At 67.8% G+C, this 16,807-nt stretch carries 15 protein-coding genes; 13 read left to right on the top strand and 2 right to left on the bottom strand.

Annotated features, from left to right (window positions below; all coding sequences use genetic code 11):
• Positions 1-111: 111 nt before the first annotated feature.
• The gene (locus SB786_RS34785) at positions 112-2,499 is read right to left on the bottom strand and encodes a penicillin-binding protein 1A (protein WP_410731366.1); all 2,388 of its coding nucleotides are present in this window, start codon (positions 2,497-2,499) and stop codon (positions 112-114) included.
• A 227-nt stretch (positions 2,500-2,726) separates the two neighbouring features.
• On the opposite strand from SB786_RS34785, the gene SB786_RS34780 reads away from it, so the two are divergent.
• From SB786_RS34780 to ugpQ, 12 genes are all read left to right on the top strand, one after another.
• Complete coding sequence (locus SB786_RS34780; protein WP_410731365.1) at positions 2,727-3,650, top strand: competence protein ComA; 924 nt, start codon at positions 2,727-2,729, stop codon at positions 3,648-3,650.
• Positions 3,650-4,279, top strand: a complete 630-nt coding sequence (locus SB786_RS34775; RefSeq protein WP_410731368.1) for a fimbrial protein — start codon at positions 3,650-3,652, stop codon at positions 4,277-4,279. Before SB786_RS34780 ends, SB786_RS34775 begins: the two co-directional genes overlap by 1 nt.
• Complete coding sequence (locus SB786_RS34770; protein ID WP_410731364.1) at positions 4,276-5,148, top strand: pilus assembly protein; 873 nt, start codon at positions 4,276-4,278, stop codon at positions 5,146-5,148. Before SB786_RS34775 ends, SB786_RS34770 begins: the two co-directional genes overlap by 4 nt.
• The gene (locus SB786_RS34765) at positions 5,145-6,800 is read left to right on the top strand and encodes a type IV pilus secretin PilQ (protein WP_410731363.1); all 1,656 of its coding nucleotides are present in this window, start codon (positions 5,145-5,147) and stop codon (positions 6,798-6,800) included. Before SB786_RS34770 ends, SB786_RS34765 begins: the two co-directional genes overlap by 4 nt.
• 40 nt (positions 6,801-6,840) lie before the next feature.
• A complete protein-coding gene (locus SB786_RS34760) occupies positions 6,841-7,395 on the top strand; it encodes a shikimate kinase (protein WP_069641572.1) in 555 nt (184 codons plus the stop codon).
• Positions 7,392-8,471 (top strand): 3-dehydroquinate synthase, encoded by a 1,080-nt coding sequence (gene aroB / locus SB786_RS34755; protein ID WP_166722457.1) that lies wholly within the window; start codon positions 7,392-7,394, stop codon positions 8,469-8,471. Before SB786_RS34760 ends, aroB begins: the two co-directional genes overlap by 4 nt.
• Positions 8,472-8,536: 65 nt before the next feature.
• On the top strand, positions 8,537-9,721 hold the full coding sequence (locus tag SB786_RS34750) for a deoxyguanosinetriphosphate triphosphohydrolase (RefSeq protein WP_410731367.1): 1,185 nt from the start codon (positions 8,537-8,539) through the stop codon (positions 9,719-9,721).
• An 88-nt stretch (positions 9,722-9,809) separates the two neighbouring features.
• Positions 9,810-11,144 (top strand): sn-glycerol-3-phosphate ABC transporter substrate-binding protein UgpB, encoded by a 1,335-nt coding sequence (gene ugpB / locus SB786_RS34745; RefSeq protein ID WP_410731362.1) that lies wholly within the window; start codon positions 9,810-9,812, stop codon positions 11,142-11,144.
• Positions 11,145-11,240: 96 nt separating this feature from the next.
• Positions 11,241-12,125: a sn-glycerol-3-phosphate ABC transporter permease UgpA gene (gene ugpA, locus SB786_RS34740; protein WP_057924841.1), complete on the top strand. Its 885-nt coding sequence runs from the start codon at positions 11,241-11,243 to the stop codon at positions 12,123-12,125.
• Positions 12,122-12,967, top strand: coding sequence for a sn-glycerol-3-phosphate ABC transporter permease UgpE (gene ugpE, locus SB786_RS34735; protein ID WP_166722453.1), 846 nt, complete (start codon positions 12,122-12,124; stop codon positions 12,965-12,967). The genes ugpA and ugpE overlap by 4 nt, the downstream gene beginning before the upstream one ends.
• Positions 12,968-12,999: 32 nt before the next feature.
• Positions 13,000-14,085, top strand: a complete 1,086-nt coding sequence (locus tag SB786_RS34730; RefSeq protein WP_410731361.1) for a sn-glycerol-3-phosphate import ATP-binding protein UgpC — start codon at positions 13,000-13,002, stop codon at positions 14,083-14,085.
• 28 nt (positions 14,086-14,113) lie between these two features.
• Positions 14,114-14,878 (top strand): glycerophosphodiester phosphodiesterase, encoded by a 765-nt coding sequence (gene ugpQ / locus SB786_RS34725; RefSeq protein ID WP_410731360.1) that lies wholly within the window; start codon positions 14,114-14,116, stop codon positions 14,876-14,878.
• Between the two features lie 168 nt (positions 14,879-15,046).
• On the opposite strand, the gene SB786_RS34720 is transcribed toward ugpQ, so the two are convergent.
• A complete protein-coding gene (locus SB786_RS34720) occupies positions 15,047-15,778 on the bottom strand; it encodes an OmpW/AlkL family protein (protein WP_410731359.1) in 732 nt (243 codons plus the stop codon).
• Positions 15,779-15,971: 193 nt separating this feature from the next.
• Between SB786_RS34720 and SB786_RS34715 the strand changes: the two genes are divergently transcribed.
• Complete coding sequence (locus SB786_RS34715; RefSeq protein ID WP_006759046.1) at positions 15,972-16,685, top strand: transposase; 714 nt, start codon at positions 15,972-15,974, stop codon at positions 16,683-16,685.
• Positions 16,686-16,807 lie beyond the last annotated feature (122 nt).

Here is a 16,807-nt window from a genome sequence, read left to right as displayed (position 1 = left end):
ACCTCTGCGCAGCGTTTACAACCACTCCTTCCCCAAAACAAAAATGCCGTTCAGTGGCTTAACTGAACGGCATTACCCCGCAAGGCGCTTTTTTCATGGCCGGGCCGTTCGTCAGTGGCCGCGGAACAGGTTCATGATGTCCTGCTTTTCCTGCTCGTCGACGTGCGGCACCGGTTCCTCGGTGTCCTGCACCGCCGGCGCCTGCGGCACGCCGACCGTCGATACGAAGCCGTGCCCCGGCGTGAACTCGGTGAAGTACAACTCGCCGCCGAGCGACTCGACGTCGTCCGGCATCGTCGGCTTGAACTCCGGCACGCCCTTCAACGCCGCACCCATGTATTCGATCCAGACGGGCAGCGACAGGCCGCCGCCGGTTTCGCGATCGCCGAGGCTGCGCGGGTTGTCGTAGCCGATCCACGCGATCGCCGCGAGCGTGTGCTGGTAGCCGGCGAACCACGCGTCGTGCGAGTCGTTCGTCGTACCGGTCTTGCCGGCGAGGTCGGTGCGCTTCAGTACGTTGGTACGTGCGCCCGTGCCGCGCTGCGCGACGCTCTGCAGCAGGCTGTTCGTCACGTACGCGTTGCGTGCGTCGATCGCGCGCGGCGCGTTCTGCTCGGCGATGAGCGGCTGCGCGCGGGCGACGATCGCGCCGTTCGGATCGGTCACTTCGGCGATCAGATACGGGTTCACGCGGAAGCCGCCGTTCGCGAACACCGAGTACGCGCCGGCCATCTGCAGCGGCGTGACCTGGCCCGCACCGAGCGCCATCGGCAGATAGGCCGGATGGCGGTCGGCGTCGAAGCCGAAGCGCGTGATGTACTGCTGCGCGTACTTCGTGCCGATGTGGTTCAGGATCCGGATCGACACGAGGTTGCGCGAGCGCTGCAGCGCTGTGCGCATCGACATCGGACCTTCGAAACCGCCGCCGTAGTTCTTCGGTTCCCACGGCTGGCCGCCGGTTTCGGCGGCGCTGAAATACAGCGGGCCGTCGTTGATTACCGTGGCCGGCCCGAGGCCCTTGTCGAGCGACGCCGAGTAGATGAACGGCTTGAACGACGAACCCGGTTGCCGCCACGCCTGCGTGACGTGGTTGAACTTGTTCTTGTTGTAGTCGAAGCCGCCGACGAGCGAGCGGATCGCGCCGTCTTGCGGGACGATCGAGATGAACGCGCCCTCGACCTGCGGCAACTGCGTGATCGACCACTTGCCGGCGTCGTTCTTCACGACACGGACGATCGCACCGGGGCGGATGCGGCGGTTCGGCTGCGCGTTGGCCGACAGCGCGCCCGACGCGAAGCGCAGGTTGTCGCCTTCGATCGTCGCGGTGCTGCCGTCGATGAAGGCCACGGTGATCTGGCGCGGGGTGGCCGCGGTGACGACCGCCGCGATCAGTTCGCCGTTGTCGGGATGCTCGAGCAGCGCGTCGTCGATCGCCTGTTCGCGGTCGTCGGCGCCGGCCGGCAGCTCGATGAAGCCTTCCGGCCCGCGATAGCCGTGGCGGCGCTCGTAATCCATGATGCCCTTGCGCAGCGCGGTGTACGCGACCTGCTGGTCGGCGGAATCGATCGTCGTGACGACGTTGAAGCCGCGCGTGTAGGTTTCCTCGCGGTACTGCGCATACATCATCTGCCGGACCATTTCCGCGACGTACTCGGCGTGCACGCTGAACTCGCGGCCCGCGCCCTTGACGACGAGCGGCTGCACGGCAGCCTCGTCGTACTGCTCGCGCGTGATGAAGTTCAGCTCGAGCATCCGCTGCAGGATGTATTCCTGGCGGACCTTCGCGCGCTTCGGGTTGACGACCGGGTTATACGCGGACGGCGCCTTCGGCAGCCCCGCGAGCATCGCGGCTTCCGCGAGCGTGATGTCCTTCAGGTCCTTGCCGAAATACACGCGCGCGGCGCTCGCGAAGCCGTACGCACGCTGGCCGAGATAGATCTGATTCATGTAGACCTCGAGAATCTGATCCTTCGTCAGCGCGCGCTCGATGCGGTACGCGAGCAGCATCTCGTAGATCTTGCGCGTGTAGGTCTTCTCACTCGACAGGAAGAAGTTGCGCGCGACCTGCATCGTGATCGTGCTCGCGCCCTGCGACGCATGGCCGTTCGTCAGCGCGACGAAGCCGGCGCGGGCGATGCCGGTGAGGTCGACGCCGCCGTGATCGTAGAAGCGCGCGTCCTCGATCGCGAGGATCGCCTTCTTGAGCGAGTCGGGCACGTCCTTGAAATGGACGATGTCGCGGCGTTCCTCGCCGAATTCGCCGATCAGCACGTGATCGGACGTATAGATGCGCAGCGGTACCTTCGGACGATAGTCGGTCAGCGCGTCGAGCGACGGCATGTTCGGCCACGCGACGACGAGCGCGTAGCCGAGCACGAGGCCGCCGGCCACGACGAGGGCCACGCACATCGCGGCGACGCCGATCAGGGCTTTCTGCCACCAGGGCCGTTTCTTCGGCTCGGGCGCGGGAGGCGGGGACGTAGGAGACGTGGATTGCATAGGCATACCGGAAAACAGTCCCGCGATTATAGCTGCCCGGTAAGACCGGTCCTGACGCGACGGGTGGCCGGCGGAAAGCGGCGAGTCGCGGTGCCGCCAGCATAACGTCCGCGCGGCCGCCGCGCGCCATGCCTGGCCGTCCGGCCGACTGTCGGACGCCCGCGCCGCTTTGCAGAATCAGGCATTGGAAAACGCGGCGTGGGCCGCAACGAGCGCGGGAGGCTGGGATGACAGCACGATGGGCGGCGCGGTTCGCGCCGGGCAGGCACCGTTCGACGGGCATCGACGTCGGAGCGGACGAGGTGAGGGTGGCCGTGCTGAGCCGGCGCGGCCGGGGCGCGGATGTGCGGGTCGAAGGGCTCGAGCGGGAGTCGGTGGGACTCGCCGACGGCCCGGACGACGCGCGCTGGGCCGCGGTCGCGCGGGCGTTGGCGGCCGCCGTGTCGCGGCTGTCGGCGGCAGGCGTGCGCTGCGACGCGCATGGCGTGATGGCACTGCGCGACGACGAGATGCGCACGGCAACGCTCGACCTGGCCGGGCGCGAGGACGTTGCCCACGCCGCCCGGCAGGCGGCCGAGCGCATCTCGGGGCTGGCGCCGGACAGTTTCGCGTTCGACTGGCGGCAGGAAGGCGGCGCGTGTTCGGGCGAGATCGCTGTCGCCGTGGCGCCGCAGGCCTTGCTCGAGCGGCGGATCGACGTGGCCGCGCAGGCCGGCATCGACCTCACGGCGGTCGACGGCGAGTCGGCCGCCGCGCTGCGCGCATTGCGCCATGCCGCGCAGTTCGAGCTCGACGCGCACGGCCCGTATGCCGCATTCTGGTTCAGCGACACGGGCGTACGTGGCTGGCGGGTCGACGGCCCGGTTGCCGCGCCTATGCTTGCGGTATCCGGCGACGTGCAGGCGGCGCTCCCCGATGCATTGCGCCAGTGCGTATTCGAGCCGGTGCGCTGCGTGCTCGTGGCCGGCGACGCGCGCTGCATCGCCCGCTGCGGTACGTCGGTCGCCGACATCGGAGATGCGCTTGGCGTGGCGGCGGTGCCGTTCGACTGTACGGGATGGAACGGGCTGCCGGGCGAGCCCGGCGGTATGCCGGACGGTCCGGCATTTGCCCTGGCGGTCGGGCTGGCGCTGCGCGGGGTGTGGGAGTGATGGCCGATACGGGGTTCGGGCGGGCTATCGTCGGCCACGCCGCGCTCGGCGGCTTCAATCTGCTGCCGTACCGTGAGCGGCTGGCGCAGGCGTTGCGGCGGCGCCGTGTCGCGCAGTGCGGCGCAGCGATCGTGCTCGGCGTATTCGGTGCCTGCGTCTGGACGGGCGCGCAGACTGTGTGGAGATGGCGCGTGGATGCCGAGCGTGCGCGTGTGGAGGCGCAACTGCGGCAATTACAGCCCAAGGTCGCGGCCGTCCGGCGCGCCGCCGGCGCGGCCGCCGACCTCGCACAACGCGATGCGCGGTCGGTCGTGCTTGCCGCGCCTTACCGGCGTGCCGCCCGGCTGCTCGCGACGCTGGCGCAGGTGCGTGACGACACCGTCCGGCTCGACGCATTGCGCACGACTTCGTCGGGCGCCGTGCTCGACGCGCGCGCGACGAGTTACCGGGCAGCCGCGCGGTGGCTCGCGCGGATCGCTGCCGAGCAGCGCGACTGGCGATTCGATATCGGGGCGCTGGCGCCAGCTTCGGCCATGCCGGTCACGCCGTCAGCCGCGCCGTTCCGGTTTTCCGTACAGGTGCGCTGGCACGACGCGTCGCCGCAACGCGCAGCGGGAGGCGGCGCATGACGGCGATCGTGCATAAGTCCGTGCCAGGCGTTGCCGGGTCGATCGGCCGCGTCACACGGATATCGCCGGCCACGGCGCACGCCGTCGGCTGCGTGGTGGCATTCGTCTCCGTGCTGGTGGGCGGCATTCATCTGACGGATGCCGGCGATTGGAGCGGGCTCGCGCGCAGTCGCGCATTGCTGGCAACGGCACAGGTGCGTGCCGCCGACACACAGCGGACGCTCGCCGCCGCGCAGCGGCGCGACCCGGACCCGGGCCCGGCTGCCGGGCGCAACGTCAGCTCGACGCGTGCGCCGGCGTGGCCCGCGCTGATGCTGGAGCTGGCCGACCTGGCCGGAGCGAGCGGACTGCGGATCGTGTCGATCGAACCGCAGCGCGCGGACGAGGCGGCACCGGATGGCCGACGCACGGTGCGGATCGTCGCGGACGGCGGCTTGCCGGCGCTGCTGCGGCTGATGGATGGGCTGGCGGGGTTGCCCGCGCTGGTGGTGCCGTCGGTCCTGCATATCGAGCGTAGACCGCCCACAGCGCGGGTGGACATGACGATCGACGTGTTTCCGGCGCTGCGGGGAGTCCGCTTGCCGGGTGGCACGGTGCCCATGCTCGCCGGTGCGCCAGGCGACGATCCGTTCGGCGGCGCGGGTTCGCTCACGGTAGCCGACGATGCGGTGCCACGTCTGGCCGGGACGATTCGCGATGCGCGCGCCGGGCTCGCGCTGTTCGACGCCGGTGACGGCGGATTCGCGATCGTCGCGCGGGGCGAAGCGCTTGGCGCCGCGCGCGTGATGCGCGTCGATGCCGGTGCGGTGACGCTTGCGACGGCCGATGGCGCGCGCCGGTTCGTCGTGGACGACGGAGGTCGTCCATGACGAAGTACGGATGGTGGGCGATCGCATTTCATATCGGATCATGCGTGGCCACGGCACACGCGGCGCTACCACCTTTGCCTCTTTTGCCCCCTTTGCCGCCGGCGGGCTGGCCAATCGCATCGATGCAGGCGCCCGCGGAGGACACACCGCTGCCGCAAGGCGCGCTCGATGGCGCGGACGGTGTGAACGGTGCCGCATCCGCCCCCGACGGCCCACAGCCGTTCGATCAGCCCGCACGCGCCGCGGTGGGGGCGGGAATGACCGCGCCCGTGCCGCTGCTGGAAGGGCCGCCGATCCCGTTGCCGCCGCCGACGCGCATGAGCGACGCCGCGGCGCGCCACCCCGGCGATGCGGACGACGCGCGGCGGATCTCGCTGAATCTGCAAGGCGCCGGGCTCGCGGCCGCGTTCGATGCGCTCGCGCGATTCACCGGGCTCAACATCATCGTCGGCGAACAGGTACGTGGCACCGTGACGTTACGTTTGAACAATGTCCGCTGGCGCGATGCGTTCGATACGTTGCTCGACACGCACGGGTTGGCCATGTCGCGGCGCGGCAACGTGATCTGGGTCACACCGGCGGCTGAACTCGCCGCGCGCGAGCGCGAGCGCTTCGAAACGCACGCCCGCGCGGCCGAGCTGGAGCCGCTCGCGAGCCGGACTTTCGCGCTGCATTACCCGCGCGCGCTGGACGTGCAGCGGCTGCTGGCCGGCGCGACCGGTCAGCGCCTGCTGTCGAAACGCGGCGCCGCGGCCGCCGATCCGCGCACGAACCTGCTGTTCGTCACCGATCTTGCGCCGCGCATCGCGCAGATCGCGGGCCTGATCGATGCGATCGACCGGCCGTCGCGACAGGTGCGGATCGAGGCGCGCATCGTCGAAGGCGAACAGGGCTTCTCGCGCAACCTCGGCGCTCGCGTTGCGTTGCGCGCGCAGGGGCGGGCGGCCGACGGCGCGGCATCCATGACCGACACCCGCAACGCGCTCGATCTCGCCGCGCGGCCGCTCGGCGGATTCGAGGCGGCGACGGCCGGTTTCACGTTGTTCGCCGCGCCGCTCAGCCGCGTGCTCGACGTCGAATTGAGCGCACTCGAGGCACAGGGGCGGGGCCAGATCATCTCCAGCCCGCGCGTGGTCACGGCCGACCGCGTGAAGGCGATCGTCGAACAGGGCTCGGAGCTGCCGTACCAGGCGAAGGTCGGCAACGGCGTGAGCGGCGTGCAGTTCCGCCGCGCGACGCTGAAGCTCGAGGTCGAGCCGCAGATCACGCCCGACGGGCGCGTCGTGCTCGACCTCGACGTGACGAAGGACAGCATCGGCGAGCCGACCGGGGCCGGCCCGGCGATTCATACGAAGCACGTCCAGACGCGCGTGGAAGTCGAAAACGGCGGGACGGTCGCGATCGGCGGGATTTACGAGCAGTTGAACCGGGATGATGTGACGCGGGTGCCGCTGTTGGGCAAAATACCGGTACTGGGCGCGCTTTTCCGGCACCGCGCGCGGCGCGACCAGCGCAGCGAACTGGTCGTCTTCATCACGCCGACGGTCGTCGGCACGCAATGCGAGACGGCCGGCGCGGGCGACGCGGACGCGGGAAAAAGGGGGCCGGAAGCCGGCGGCGCAGGCTCGACAAGGCAGCCGCTTTGCCAGTAAGCTGCGCCACACACCAGCAAGATTCAAGCAGAGGAAGCCGTTGCAAGCGCGGGACCCACACGCAAACGTATTTTTCGTCGGCCTTATGGGAGCGGGTAAGACCACCGTGGGCCGTGCGGTCGCGCGCCGGCTCGACAGGACGTTCTTCGACTCCGACCACGAAATCGAGGCCCGCACGGGCGCGCGCATTCCGGTGATCTTCGAGATGGAGGGCGAGGCCGGCTTCCGCGACCGCGAATCGCAGGTGATCGCCGATCTCACGCAGCGCGAGAACATCGTGCTCGCGACGGGCGGCGGCGCGGTGCTGCGCGCCGAAAATCGCGATTGCCTGAAAGGCAACGGCATCGTCATCTATCTGCGCGCCAATCCGCACGATCTGTGGCTGCGCACGCGCAAGGACAAGAACCGCCCGCTGTTGCAGACCGGCGACCCGAAGGCGCGTCTCGAAGCGCTCTACGAAGTGCGCGACCCGCTGTACCGCGAATGCGCGGACTTCATCATCGAGACCGGCCGTCCGTCGGTCAACGGCCTCGTCAACATGGTGCTGATGCAACTCGAACTGGCAGGCGTCATCGCCAAGCCGCTACAAGCATGATTACCGTCAACGTCGACCTGGGCGAGCGCGCCTACCCGATTCACATTGGTGCCGGCCTGATCGGCCGCACCGAACTGTTCGCCCCTCATATCACCGGTTCGTCGGTCACGATCGTCACGAACACGACGGTCGATCCGCTCTACGGCGACGCGCTGCGCGCGGCGCTCGCGCCGCTCGGCAAGCGCGTATCGACGGTCGTGCTGCCGGACGGCGAGGCCTACAAGAACTGGGAAACGCTGAACCTGATCTTCGACGGCCTGCTGACCGAGCGCGCCGACCGCAAGACGACGCTCGTCGCACTCGGCGGCGGCGTGATCGGCGACATGACCGGCTTCGCCGCCGCGTGCTACATGCGCGGCGTGCCGTTCATCCAGGTGCCGACGACGCTGCTGTCGCAGGTCGATTCGTCGGTCGGCGGCAAGACCGGCATCAACCATCCGCTCGGCAAGAACATGATCGGCGCGTTCTACCAGCCGCAGGCGGTGATCGCCGATATCGGCGCGCTGACCACGCTGCCCGATCGCGAGCTGGCGGCCGGCGTGGCCGAGGTCATCAAGACGGGCGCGATCGCCGATGCGGAATTCTTCGACTGGATCGAGGCGAACGTCGACGCGCTGAACCGCCGCGAGCCGGCCGCGCTCGCGCATGCAGTGAAGCGCTCGTGCGAGATCAAGGCGAGCGTGGTCGCGGCCGACGAACGCGAAGGCGGCCTGCGCGCGATCCTGAACTTCGGCCATACGTTCGGCCATGCGATCGAGGCCGGGCTCGGCTACGGCGAATGGCTGCACGGCGAAGCGGTCGGCTGCGGGATGGTGATGGCGGCCGATCTGTCGGTGCGGCTCGGCCTCTTCGACGAAGCGTCGCGGCAGCGGCTCGATGCAGTGATCGCCGCCGCGCACTTGCCGGTCCGCGGGCCGGCACTCGGCGATGCGCGCTACATGGACCTGATGCGTGTCGACAAGAAGGCCGAAGCCGGCGCGATCAAGTTCATCCTGCTGAAGCGATTCGGCGATACGCTGATCACCCAGGCGCCCGACGAAGCGGTGTTCGCTACACTGGCGCAAACAACCCGGTAACGGCGCCCCGGATGCGCCGGCGCCACTGACATGGAGCAGACGTGAGCGAGACATCCAGCAGCAAACTGCCCGAGGCCGGCCGCGCATCCGTCGCGGCGCTGGTCGAGCCGCCGACGCTGGCGGCGCTGGAAGCCCATCTCGCTCCGTATGCCGCCCACGCGTCGCAGTCGCGCGGCCGTCGCCATCCGGAAACGCCGCCGGCGGCGCGCACCGAATTCCAGCGCGACCGCGACCGCATCGTCCATTCGACCGCGTTTCGCCGGCTCGAATACAAGACGCAGGTCTTCGTCAATCACGAAGGCGACCTGTTCCGCACCCGCCTCACGCACAGCCTCGAAGTCGCGCAGATCGCGCGCTCGGTCGCGCGCAACCTGCGCCTGAACGAGGATCTCGTCGAAGCGATCTCGCTTGCGCACGATCTCGGCCATACGCCGTTCGGCCATGCCGGGCAGGACGCGTTGAACGCGTGCATGCGCGAGCACGGCGGCTTCGAGCACAACCTGCAGAGCCTGGCCGTCGTCGACGAGCTCGAGGAGCATTACGGCGCGTTCAACGGCCTGAACCTGTGCTTCGAGACGCGCGAAGGCATCCTCAAGCACTGCTCGCGCGAGAATGCGCGCAAGCTCGGCGCGCTCGGCGAACGTTTCCTGCAAGGGCGCCAGCCGTCGCTGGAGGCGCAACTCGCGAACATCGCGGACGAAATCGCCTACAACAACCATGACGTCGACGACGGCCTGCGCTCGGGCCTGATCACGATCGAGCAGCTCGCCGAAGTCGCGCTCTGGCAGCGCCACTACGAGGCCGCGCTGGCGGAATTCCCGCATCTCGAAGGCCGCCGCCTCGTGCACGAGACGGTGCGCCGCATCATCAACACGCTGATCGTCGACCTGATCGACGAGACCACGCGCAATCTCATGCGCGTCGCGCCCGCGTCGCTCGACGACGTGCGCGCGGCGCCGCCTCTCGTCGCGCATAGCGAAGCGGTCGCCGCTCAGGCGGCCGCCCTCAAGCGTTTCCTGTTCAAGAACCTGTACCGCCACTACAAGGTGATGCGCATGGCGAACAAGGCGCAACGCGTCGTCACCGGGCTGTTCGATGCGTTCATCGACGATCCGCGCCTGCTGCCGCCGCCGTACCAGTCGGACGACGAAGCACAGCAGCCGCGCCTCGTCGCGCACTACATCGCCGGCATGACCGACCGCTTCGCGCTGAAGGAATACCAGCGGCTGTTCGTCGTCAACGACAACTGACTGTCACAAACGATCACTAGACTTCGCCGGTTCAATGGCGACGGGAATGTTGCACACGCTGTTGGTAACGTTTTCATAGGAGAGGTCGATGAAGAAGAAGCCTGCGGGGACCACGATTCGCTCGATCGCGCTTGGCGGCGCGCTGATGTTCGGTGTGCAGCATGCGGCGTTCGCCGCGACGGAAATCCAGTTCTGGCATGCGATGGAGTCGGCGCTCGGCGAGCGCGTGAACGAGCTTGCCGCGCAGTTCAATGCATCGCAGAGCGACTACAAGATCGTGCCGGTCTTCAAGGGCACCTACGATCAGGCGCTCGCGGCGGGCATCGCCGCCTATCGCAGCGGCAACGCGCCGGCGATCCTCCAGGTCTATGAAGTCGGCACCGCGACGATGATGCAGGCGAAGAAGGCCGTCGTGCCCGTCTACGACGTGTTCAAGCAGGCCGGCGTGCCGCTCGACGAAAAGGCGTTCGTGCCGACCATCGCGAGCTACTACAGCGATGCGAAGACGGGCCATCTCGTGTCGATGCCGTTCAACAGCTCGACGCCGGTGCTGTACTACAACAAGGACGCGTTCAAGAAGGCCGGGCTCGATCCGAACCAGCCGCCGAAGACGTGGGCGGACGTGCAGGCCGATGCGGAGAAGCTGCGCAAGTCGGGGATGACCTGCGGCTTCACGACCGGCTGGCAGGGCTGGATCCAGCTCGAGAACTACAGCGTGTGGCATGCGCTGCCGTACGCGAGCCGCAACAACGGCTTCGACGGCGCCGACGCGGTGCTCGAATTCAACAAGCCGCAGCAGATCGCCCACATCGCGTTCCTGCAGCAGATGCAGAAGGACGGCACGTTCACGTACGCGGGCCGCAAGGACGAAGCGTCGGCGAAGTTCTACAGCGGCGACTGCGGGATCCTGACGACGTCGTCGGGTGCGCTCGCGAACGTGCAGAAATTCGCGAAGTTCAGCTATGGCACCGGCATGATGCCGTACGACGCGAACGTGAAGGGCGCACCGCAGAACGCGATCATCGGCGGCGCGAGCCTGTGGGTGCTGGCCGGCAAGGATCCGGCCACCTACAAGGGCGTCGCGAAATTCCTCGCGTTCCTGGCCTCGCCGCCGATCGCCGCGAAGTGGCATCAGGAAACGGGCTACCTGCCGGTCACGACGGCCGCGTACGACCTCACGCGCCAGCAGGGCTTCTATGCGAAGAACCCGAGCGCGGAAACCGCGATCAAGCAGATGATGAACAAGCCGCCGCTGCCCTACACGAAGGGGCTGCGTCTCGGCAACATGCCGCAGATCCGCACGGTCGTCGACGAAGAGCTGGAGCAGGTCTGGGCGCAGAAGAAGTCGCCGAAGGACGCGCTCGACTCGGCTGCCTCGCGCGGCGACGAGCTGCTGCGCCGCTTCGAGAAGTCGGGCGGCTGAGCCCGCATCGCGTCCGTGCCGCCGGCCGCCGCGTCGCGCATGCGCGCGGGGCGGCGGCCCGGTTTCCTTTCCGTTTCGCCTGACCGGATGCCCGCGATGCAATCCCGTTCCCGTTTCGGCGCGAGCCTGCTGCCGTACCTGCTGATCGCGCCGCAGCTCGCGATCACCGCCGTGTTTTTCCTGTGGCCGGCCGGCGTCGCGCTGTGGCAGTCGACGCAGATGCAGGATGCGTTCGGCACGTCGAGCGAATTCGTCGGCTTCGCGAACTTCACGCACCTGTTCGCCGATCCGCTGTACCTCGACTCGTTCCGCACGACACTGGTGTTCAGCTCGCTCGTCACGGTGAGCGGGCTGGTCGTGTCGCTGCTGCTCGCCGCGTGCGCCGACCGCGTGATCCGCGGCGCGCGGGTGTACCGCACGCTGCTGATCTGGCCGTACGCGGTCGCGCCGACGATCGCCGCCGTGCTGTGGGCGTTCCTGTTCAACCCGAGCATCGGCCTCGTCACCTATGCGCTCGCCAAGGGCGGCATTGTCTGGAATCACGCGCTGAACGGCGGCCAGGCGATGTTCCTCGTCGTGCTTGCATCGGTGTGGAAGCAGGTGAGCTACAACTTCCTGTTCTTCTATGCGGGGCTGCAGGCGATTCCGCGCTCGCTGATCGAGGCGGCGGCGATCGACGGTGCCGGGCCGGTGCGGCGTTTCTTCAACATCGTGCTGCCGCTGCTGTCACCGACGAGCTTCTTCCTGCTGGTCGTGAACCTCGTCTACGCGTTCTTCGACACGTTCCCGGTGATCGACGCGGCCACCGCGGGTGGCCCGGCGCAAAGCACCAAGACGCTGATCTACAAGATCTTCACGGAAGGCTTCCAGGGGCTCGACATCGGCAGTTCGGGCGCGCAGTCGGTCGTGCTGATGATCATCGTCGTCGGGCTCACGGTGATCCAGTTCCGCTTCGTCGAACGCAGGGTGCAATACGCATGATCGAAAATCGCAAGGGTTTCGACCTGTTCTGCCACGCGGTGCTGATCGCGGGCGTCGTGGCGATCGTGTTCCCCGTCTACGTCGCATTCTGCGCGGCGACGATGAACGCGCAGGAAGTGTTCACGATCCCGCTGTCGCTGGTGCCGAGCACGCATCTGCTCGAGAACATCGCGTACATCTGGGGGCACGGCAGCGGCGGCACGACCGCGCCGTTCGGCCGGCTGCTCGTCAACAGCTTCGTGATGGCGCTCGGGATCGCGGTCGGCAAGATCGCGGTGTCGATCCTGTCCGCGTACGCGATCGTCTATTTCCGCTTTCCGTTCCGCAACACGGCGTTCTGGCTGATCTTCATCACGCTGATGCTGCCGGTCGAGGTGCGGATCTTCCCGACCGTGCAGGTGGTGTCGACGCTGCACCTGACGAACGCCTACGCGGGCCTCACGCTGCCGCTGATCGCATCGGCGACGGCGACGTTCCTGTTTCGCCAGTTCTTCATGACGCTGCCCGACGAGTTGATGGACGCCGCGCGCATCGACGGCGCGGGGCCGATGCGCTTCTTCTGGGACGTCGTGCTGCCGCTGTCGAAGACGAGCATCGCGGCGCTGTTCGTGATCACCTTCATCTACGGCTGGAACCAGTATCTGTGGCCGATCCTGATCACGACGGAGGCGTCGCTGTCGACGGCGGTGGTGGGCATCAAGACGATGATCGCGAGCGGCGACGCCGCGACCGAATGGCAATACGTGATGGCGGCGACGCTGCTGGCGATGATTCCGCCGCTCGTCGTCGTGCTGGCGATGCAGCGCTGGTTCGTGCGCGGCCTCGTCGATTCCGAGAAATGAACCACGGACGGCAACCGGGAGAAGGACCAAGTATGGCTGCGTTGAGCTTGAAGGGCGTCAGGAAATCCTACGACGGCAAGCAGCACGTGCTGCACGGCATCGACGTGGAGATCGCCGACGGCGAATTCATCGTGCTGGTCGGCCCGTCGGGCTGCGGCAAGTCGACGCTGCTGCGGATGATCGCGGGGCTCGAGACGGTGACGGACGGCGAGATCGCGATCGGCGAGCGCGTGGTCAACGCGCTGGAGCCGAAGGATCGCGACATCGCGATGGTGTTCCAGAACTACGCGCTGTACCCACACATGACGGTCGCGCAGAACATGGGCTACGGGCTGAAGATCCGCGGCATCGAGCGCGCGACGATCGACTCGCGGGTGGCCGCGGCCGCGAAGATCCTCGAACTCGAGCCGCTGCTCGCGCGGCGCCCGCGCGAACTGTCGGGCGGCCAGCGGCAGCGCGTCGCGATGGGGCGTGCGATCGTGCGCGAGCCGTCGGTGTTCCTGTTCGACGAGCCGCTGTCGAACCTCGATGCGAAGCTGCGCGTGCAGATGCGGCTCGAGATCCAGCGGCTGCATGCGCGGCTCGCGACGACGAGCGTGTACGTGACGCACGACCAGATCGAGGCGATGACGCTCGCGCAGCGCGTGATCGTGATGAACCGCGGCTACGCGGAGCAGATCGGCGCGCCGGTCGACGTGTACGAGAAGCCGGCGACGGTGTTCGTCGCGGGCTTCATCGGCTCGCCGGCGATGAACCTGATGCATGGCCGGCTGTCGGAGGATGGCGCGACGTTTGCGGTCGCGGGCGGCGGTCCGGCGCTGCCGGTCGCCGGCGCGCCCGGCATCGGCACCACGATCGCCACCGGACGCGACTGGGTGCTCGGCGTGCGGCCGGAGCACATGACGCCGCAGCCGGGCGTCGCGCAGGCATCGCTGCCGGTCGATTCGTGCGAGCTGCTCGGCGCGGACAACCTCGCGCATGGCCGCTGGGGCAACCACGACGTCGCGGTGCGCCTGCCGCACGCGGATCGTCCCGCGCGCGGCACGGCGCTGGGCGCCGCGCTGCCCGCGCACCGGCTGCATTTCTTCGATCCCGAGACCGGCAAGCGCGCCGGCTGATCCTGACGAACCCGCTGCGAGGCGCACGATGACTTCCCATACCGACTGGCCCTATCCGCGCGTGGTCGCCCATCGCGCCGGCGGCACGCTCGCGCCGGAGAACACGCTTGCCGCGTTCGACGAGGGCGCGCATCGCGGTCACCGGATGGTCGAGTTCGACGCGAAGCTGTCCGCCGACGACGTGACGTTCCTGCTGCACGACGACACGGTCGACCGCACGTCGAACGGCAGCGGGCCGGCGGCGGGCATGCGTTATGCAGCGCTGGCCGAGCTCGACGCCGGCGCGTGGTTCGACGCGCGCTTCGCGGGCGAGCGGATGCCGACGCTCGAGGCGGCGGCGGCCCGCTGCGTCGCGCACGGGCTGGCGGCGAACGTCGAGATCAAGCCGTGCCCGGGCCGCGAGCGTGAAACCGGGCAGCGCGTGGCGGCCGACGCGGCTGCGTACTGGCGCGATGCCGCCGTGCCGCCGCTGCTGTCGTCGTTCTCGTTCGACGCGCTTCAACAGGCGCGCGCGACCGTGCCGGCGCTGCCGCGCGGAATGCTCTACGAAGCCGTGCCGGACGACTGGCATGCGCAGGTCGTCGGGGCGCTCGGCTGCGTTTCGTTGCATGCAGACCACAAACGGCTCGACGAACCGCTCGTTCGCGCGATCAAGGCAGCCGGGCTGCGCATCCTGGTTTACACGGTGAACGACATCGAACGGGCGCGCGAACTTGCCCGCTGGGGCGTCGACGCGGTCTGCACGGACCGGATCGACCTGATCGGCCCGACGGCACTCGACGACATCGTGTAGCGTCGCGCCCCTCGCGCAAAATCCTCCACGGGAATATGCGCCGACGCGAAAAAACCACGCCCCGGGCGGATTCCCGCCGGGGCGTTTTGCATCGTGGAGACGTTACGTCAGGAAAAATCCGCTACAAATTGCAGCAGGATTAACCATTCCCCAAATATTCGACTACGCTTAGAAGCGGTAGCCGACGTTGAGGTACGTGACGATCGGGTTCAGCGAGATCTTCGCTTTCGACGTTTCGGTCAGGGTGCCGACCGGCGTTCGGCGGGCCGTCGTGAAGGTTGCGGTCACGCTGACCGGGATGTACGAGATCGACAGGCCCCCGAACCAGTGTTTCGTGAAGTTGTACGTGAAGCCGGCGTTGAACACGGGCGCCCACTGGTTGCTGGTCGTGGCGCTGGTCTGGCCGCCGAGCACGCCGTTCTCGAAGCTGCTGTTCGTGATCTTTGCGCCGGTGAACCAGATATACGTCGCGCCGACGCCAAGATACGGACGGAATTTCGCGTTGGCGTCGTTGAAGTGGTAGCGCAGCAACACGGCGGGGCTCCACTGGTACGCACGGCCGAGTATGCCGAACTTTTCGAACTGACCCTTGCCGGTAATGTCGAACTTCGGCGGTATCCCCATGACGAGCTCGGTGGAGATGTGGTCGGTAACGAAGTAGCCAGTCGCGAGCCCGAGCGTATCGGCGTCGTTGATGCCGGCGCCCGTGTTGGGAATCGATTGGTTGATGGGCGTGCCGCCGACGCGGTAGAGGAACAGCGGGTCGCTGCTGTCCTGCGGTGAAAGGTGCAGCCAGCCGGTGCTGACGTAGAAGTCACCTGCGGATTGTGCGTGTGCCGTACCGCCCGCAAATGCGAATGCGAGCGTTGCGGCCCCCGTAATGGCCAGTTTTCGTTTCATTGTGTCTCCTCCGATCAAAGGCGTGCTCATTATGACGACTGCGTTTAAAACCAAACAAGCTCGCAAGTTAGAGCTTTCTCCCTAGGATTCGCACGACCGTACGCTTCCGCGCCCCGTAGGGACTGGCATTCTACGCAGGTGCGCACTTTCGGACCTTCGGGTATTTCCTAACGCGTTCAAACGGACATTCAGCATGGCACGGTTAGCACGACTCTACGTTCCGGACCAGCCGCAGCACGTGATACTGCGCGGCCTGGATCAGCAACCCGCGTTCGTCGACGACCAGGACTACGAACTCTTCATCGATTGTCTGAAGGCCGCGGCACGCGATCACCATCTTTCGGTGCATGCCTATGTGCTGCTCCCGCGTCAGGTGCAACTCCTTGTGACGCCGAGCGACGAGGCGAGCCTGCCGAAGGCGATGCAGGCGGTTGGCCGCCGCTACGTCGCGCATTTCAACCGGCGCTATTCACGTCGCGGCACCTTGTGGGAAGGCCGCTATCGGGCGACCGTGATCGAAGGCGAGCGCTATTTCCTGCTCGCGAGCCGCGTGGTCGAGATCAGCCCGGTGCGCGCGCAGCTGGTCGCGACGCCCGACGCCTATCGCTGGTCGAGCTACCGGCACCACGTCGGGCTGACCGTCGACAGCCTGATCACCGACCATCCGCTCTACTGGGCGCTCGGTAACACGCCGTTCGACCGGCAGCGCGCGTACAAGGAGCTGTGCGAACAGCCGCTCGACGAGCGGCAGGCCGATCAGCTCCAGCAAGCGACGCTGAAGGGCTGGGTGCTCGGCGGCGAGAATTACCGCGAGTGGGCGGCCCGCACCGCGAATCGTCGCGTGTCGCCGCTGCCGCGCGGACGCCCCAGAAAGGTGCGTGAAAACACGCCGCCCATCCAGCAATAGCGCGGAACGGGCGGCTCACGAGGCGGCGCTCCGGGCGCCGCTTCTTTTTGTGCGCCCAGCATGGGCGCACTCCTGCGGGTGCAAGTCCCGCCATAAGCTGATCACGGCAAATGAAGTGAAGC

The organism is Burkholderia sp. SIMBA_062, from assembly GCF_046534765.1.
Lineage (GTDB): Bacteria > Pseudomonadota > Gammaproteobacteria > Burkholderiales > Burkholderiaceae > Burkholderia > Burkholderia ambifaria.
The sequence above is the reverse complement of the archived record's forward strand: the minus strand, read 5'-3'. Positions and strand labels throughout refer to the sequence as shown.

What these genes read in the sequence shown, in the direction of transcription:
- SB786_RS34770 (WP_410731364.1), top strand. Translation starts at nt 4,276, where the DNA reads ATGACGGCGATCGTGCATAAGTCCGTGCCAGGCGTTGCCGGGTCGATC.
- ugpB (WP_410731362.1), top strand. Translation starts at nt 9,810, where the DNA reads ATGAAGAAGAAGCCTGCGGGGACCACGATTCGCTCGATCGCGCTTGGC.
- SB786_RS34775 (WP_410731368.1), top strand. Translation starts at nt 3,650, where the DNA reads ATGGCCGATACGGGGTTCGGGCGGGCTATCGTCGGCCACGCCGCGCTC.
- SB786_RS34780 (WP_410731365.1), top strand. Translation starts at nt 2,727, where the DNA reads ATGACAGCACGATGGGCGGCGCGGTTCGCGCCGGGCAGGCACCGTTCG.
- SB786_RS34785 (WP_410731366.1), bottom strand. Translation starts at nt 2,499, where the DNA reads ATGCAATCCACGTCTCCTACGTCCCCGCCTCCCGCGCCCGAGCCGAAG.
- SB786_RS34765 (WP_410731363.1), top strand. Translation starts at nt 5,145, where the DNA reads ATGACGAAGTACGGATGGTGGGCGATCGCATTTCATATCGGATCATGC.
- SB786_RS34715 (WP_006759046.1), top strand. Translation starts at nt 15,972, where the DNA reads ATGGCACGGTTAGCACGACTCTACGTTCCGGACCAGCCGCAGCACGTG.
- aroB (WP_166722457.1), top strand. Translation starts at nt 7,392, where the DNA reads ATGATTACCGTCAACGTCGACCTGGGCGAGCGCGCCTACCCGATTCAC.
- ugpA (WP_057924841.1), top strand. Translation starts at nt 11,241, where the DNA reads ATGCAATCCCGTTCCCGTTTCGGCGCGAGCCTGCTGCCGTACCTGCTG.
- ugpE (WP_166722453.1), top strand. Translation starts at nt 12,122, where the DNA reads ATGATCGAAAATCGCAAGGGTTTCGACCTGTTCTGCCACGCGGTGCTG.
- SB786_RS34730 (WP_410731361.1), top strand. Translation starts at nt 13,000, where the DNA reads ATGGCTGCGTTGAGCTTGAAGGGCGTCAGGAAATCCTACGACGGCAAG.
- ugpQ (WP_410731360.1), top strand. Translation starts at nt 14,114, where the DNA reads ATGACTTCCCATACCGACTGGCCCTATCCGCGCGTGGTCGCCCATCGC.
- SB786_RS34720 (WP_410731359.1), bottom strand. Translation starts at nt 15,778, where the DNA reads ATGAAACGAAAACTGGCCATTACGGGGGCCGCAACGCTCGCATTCGCA.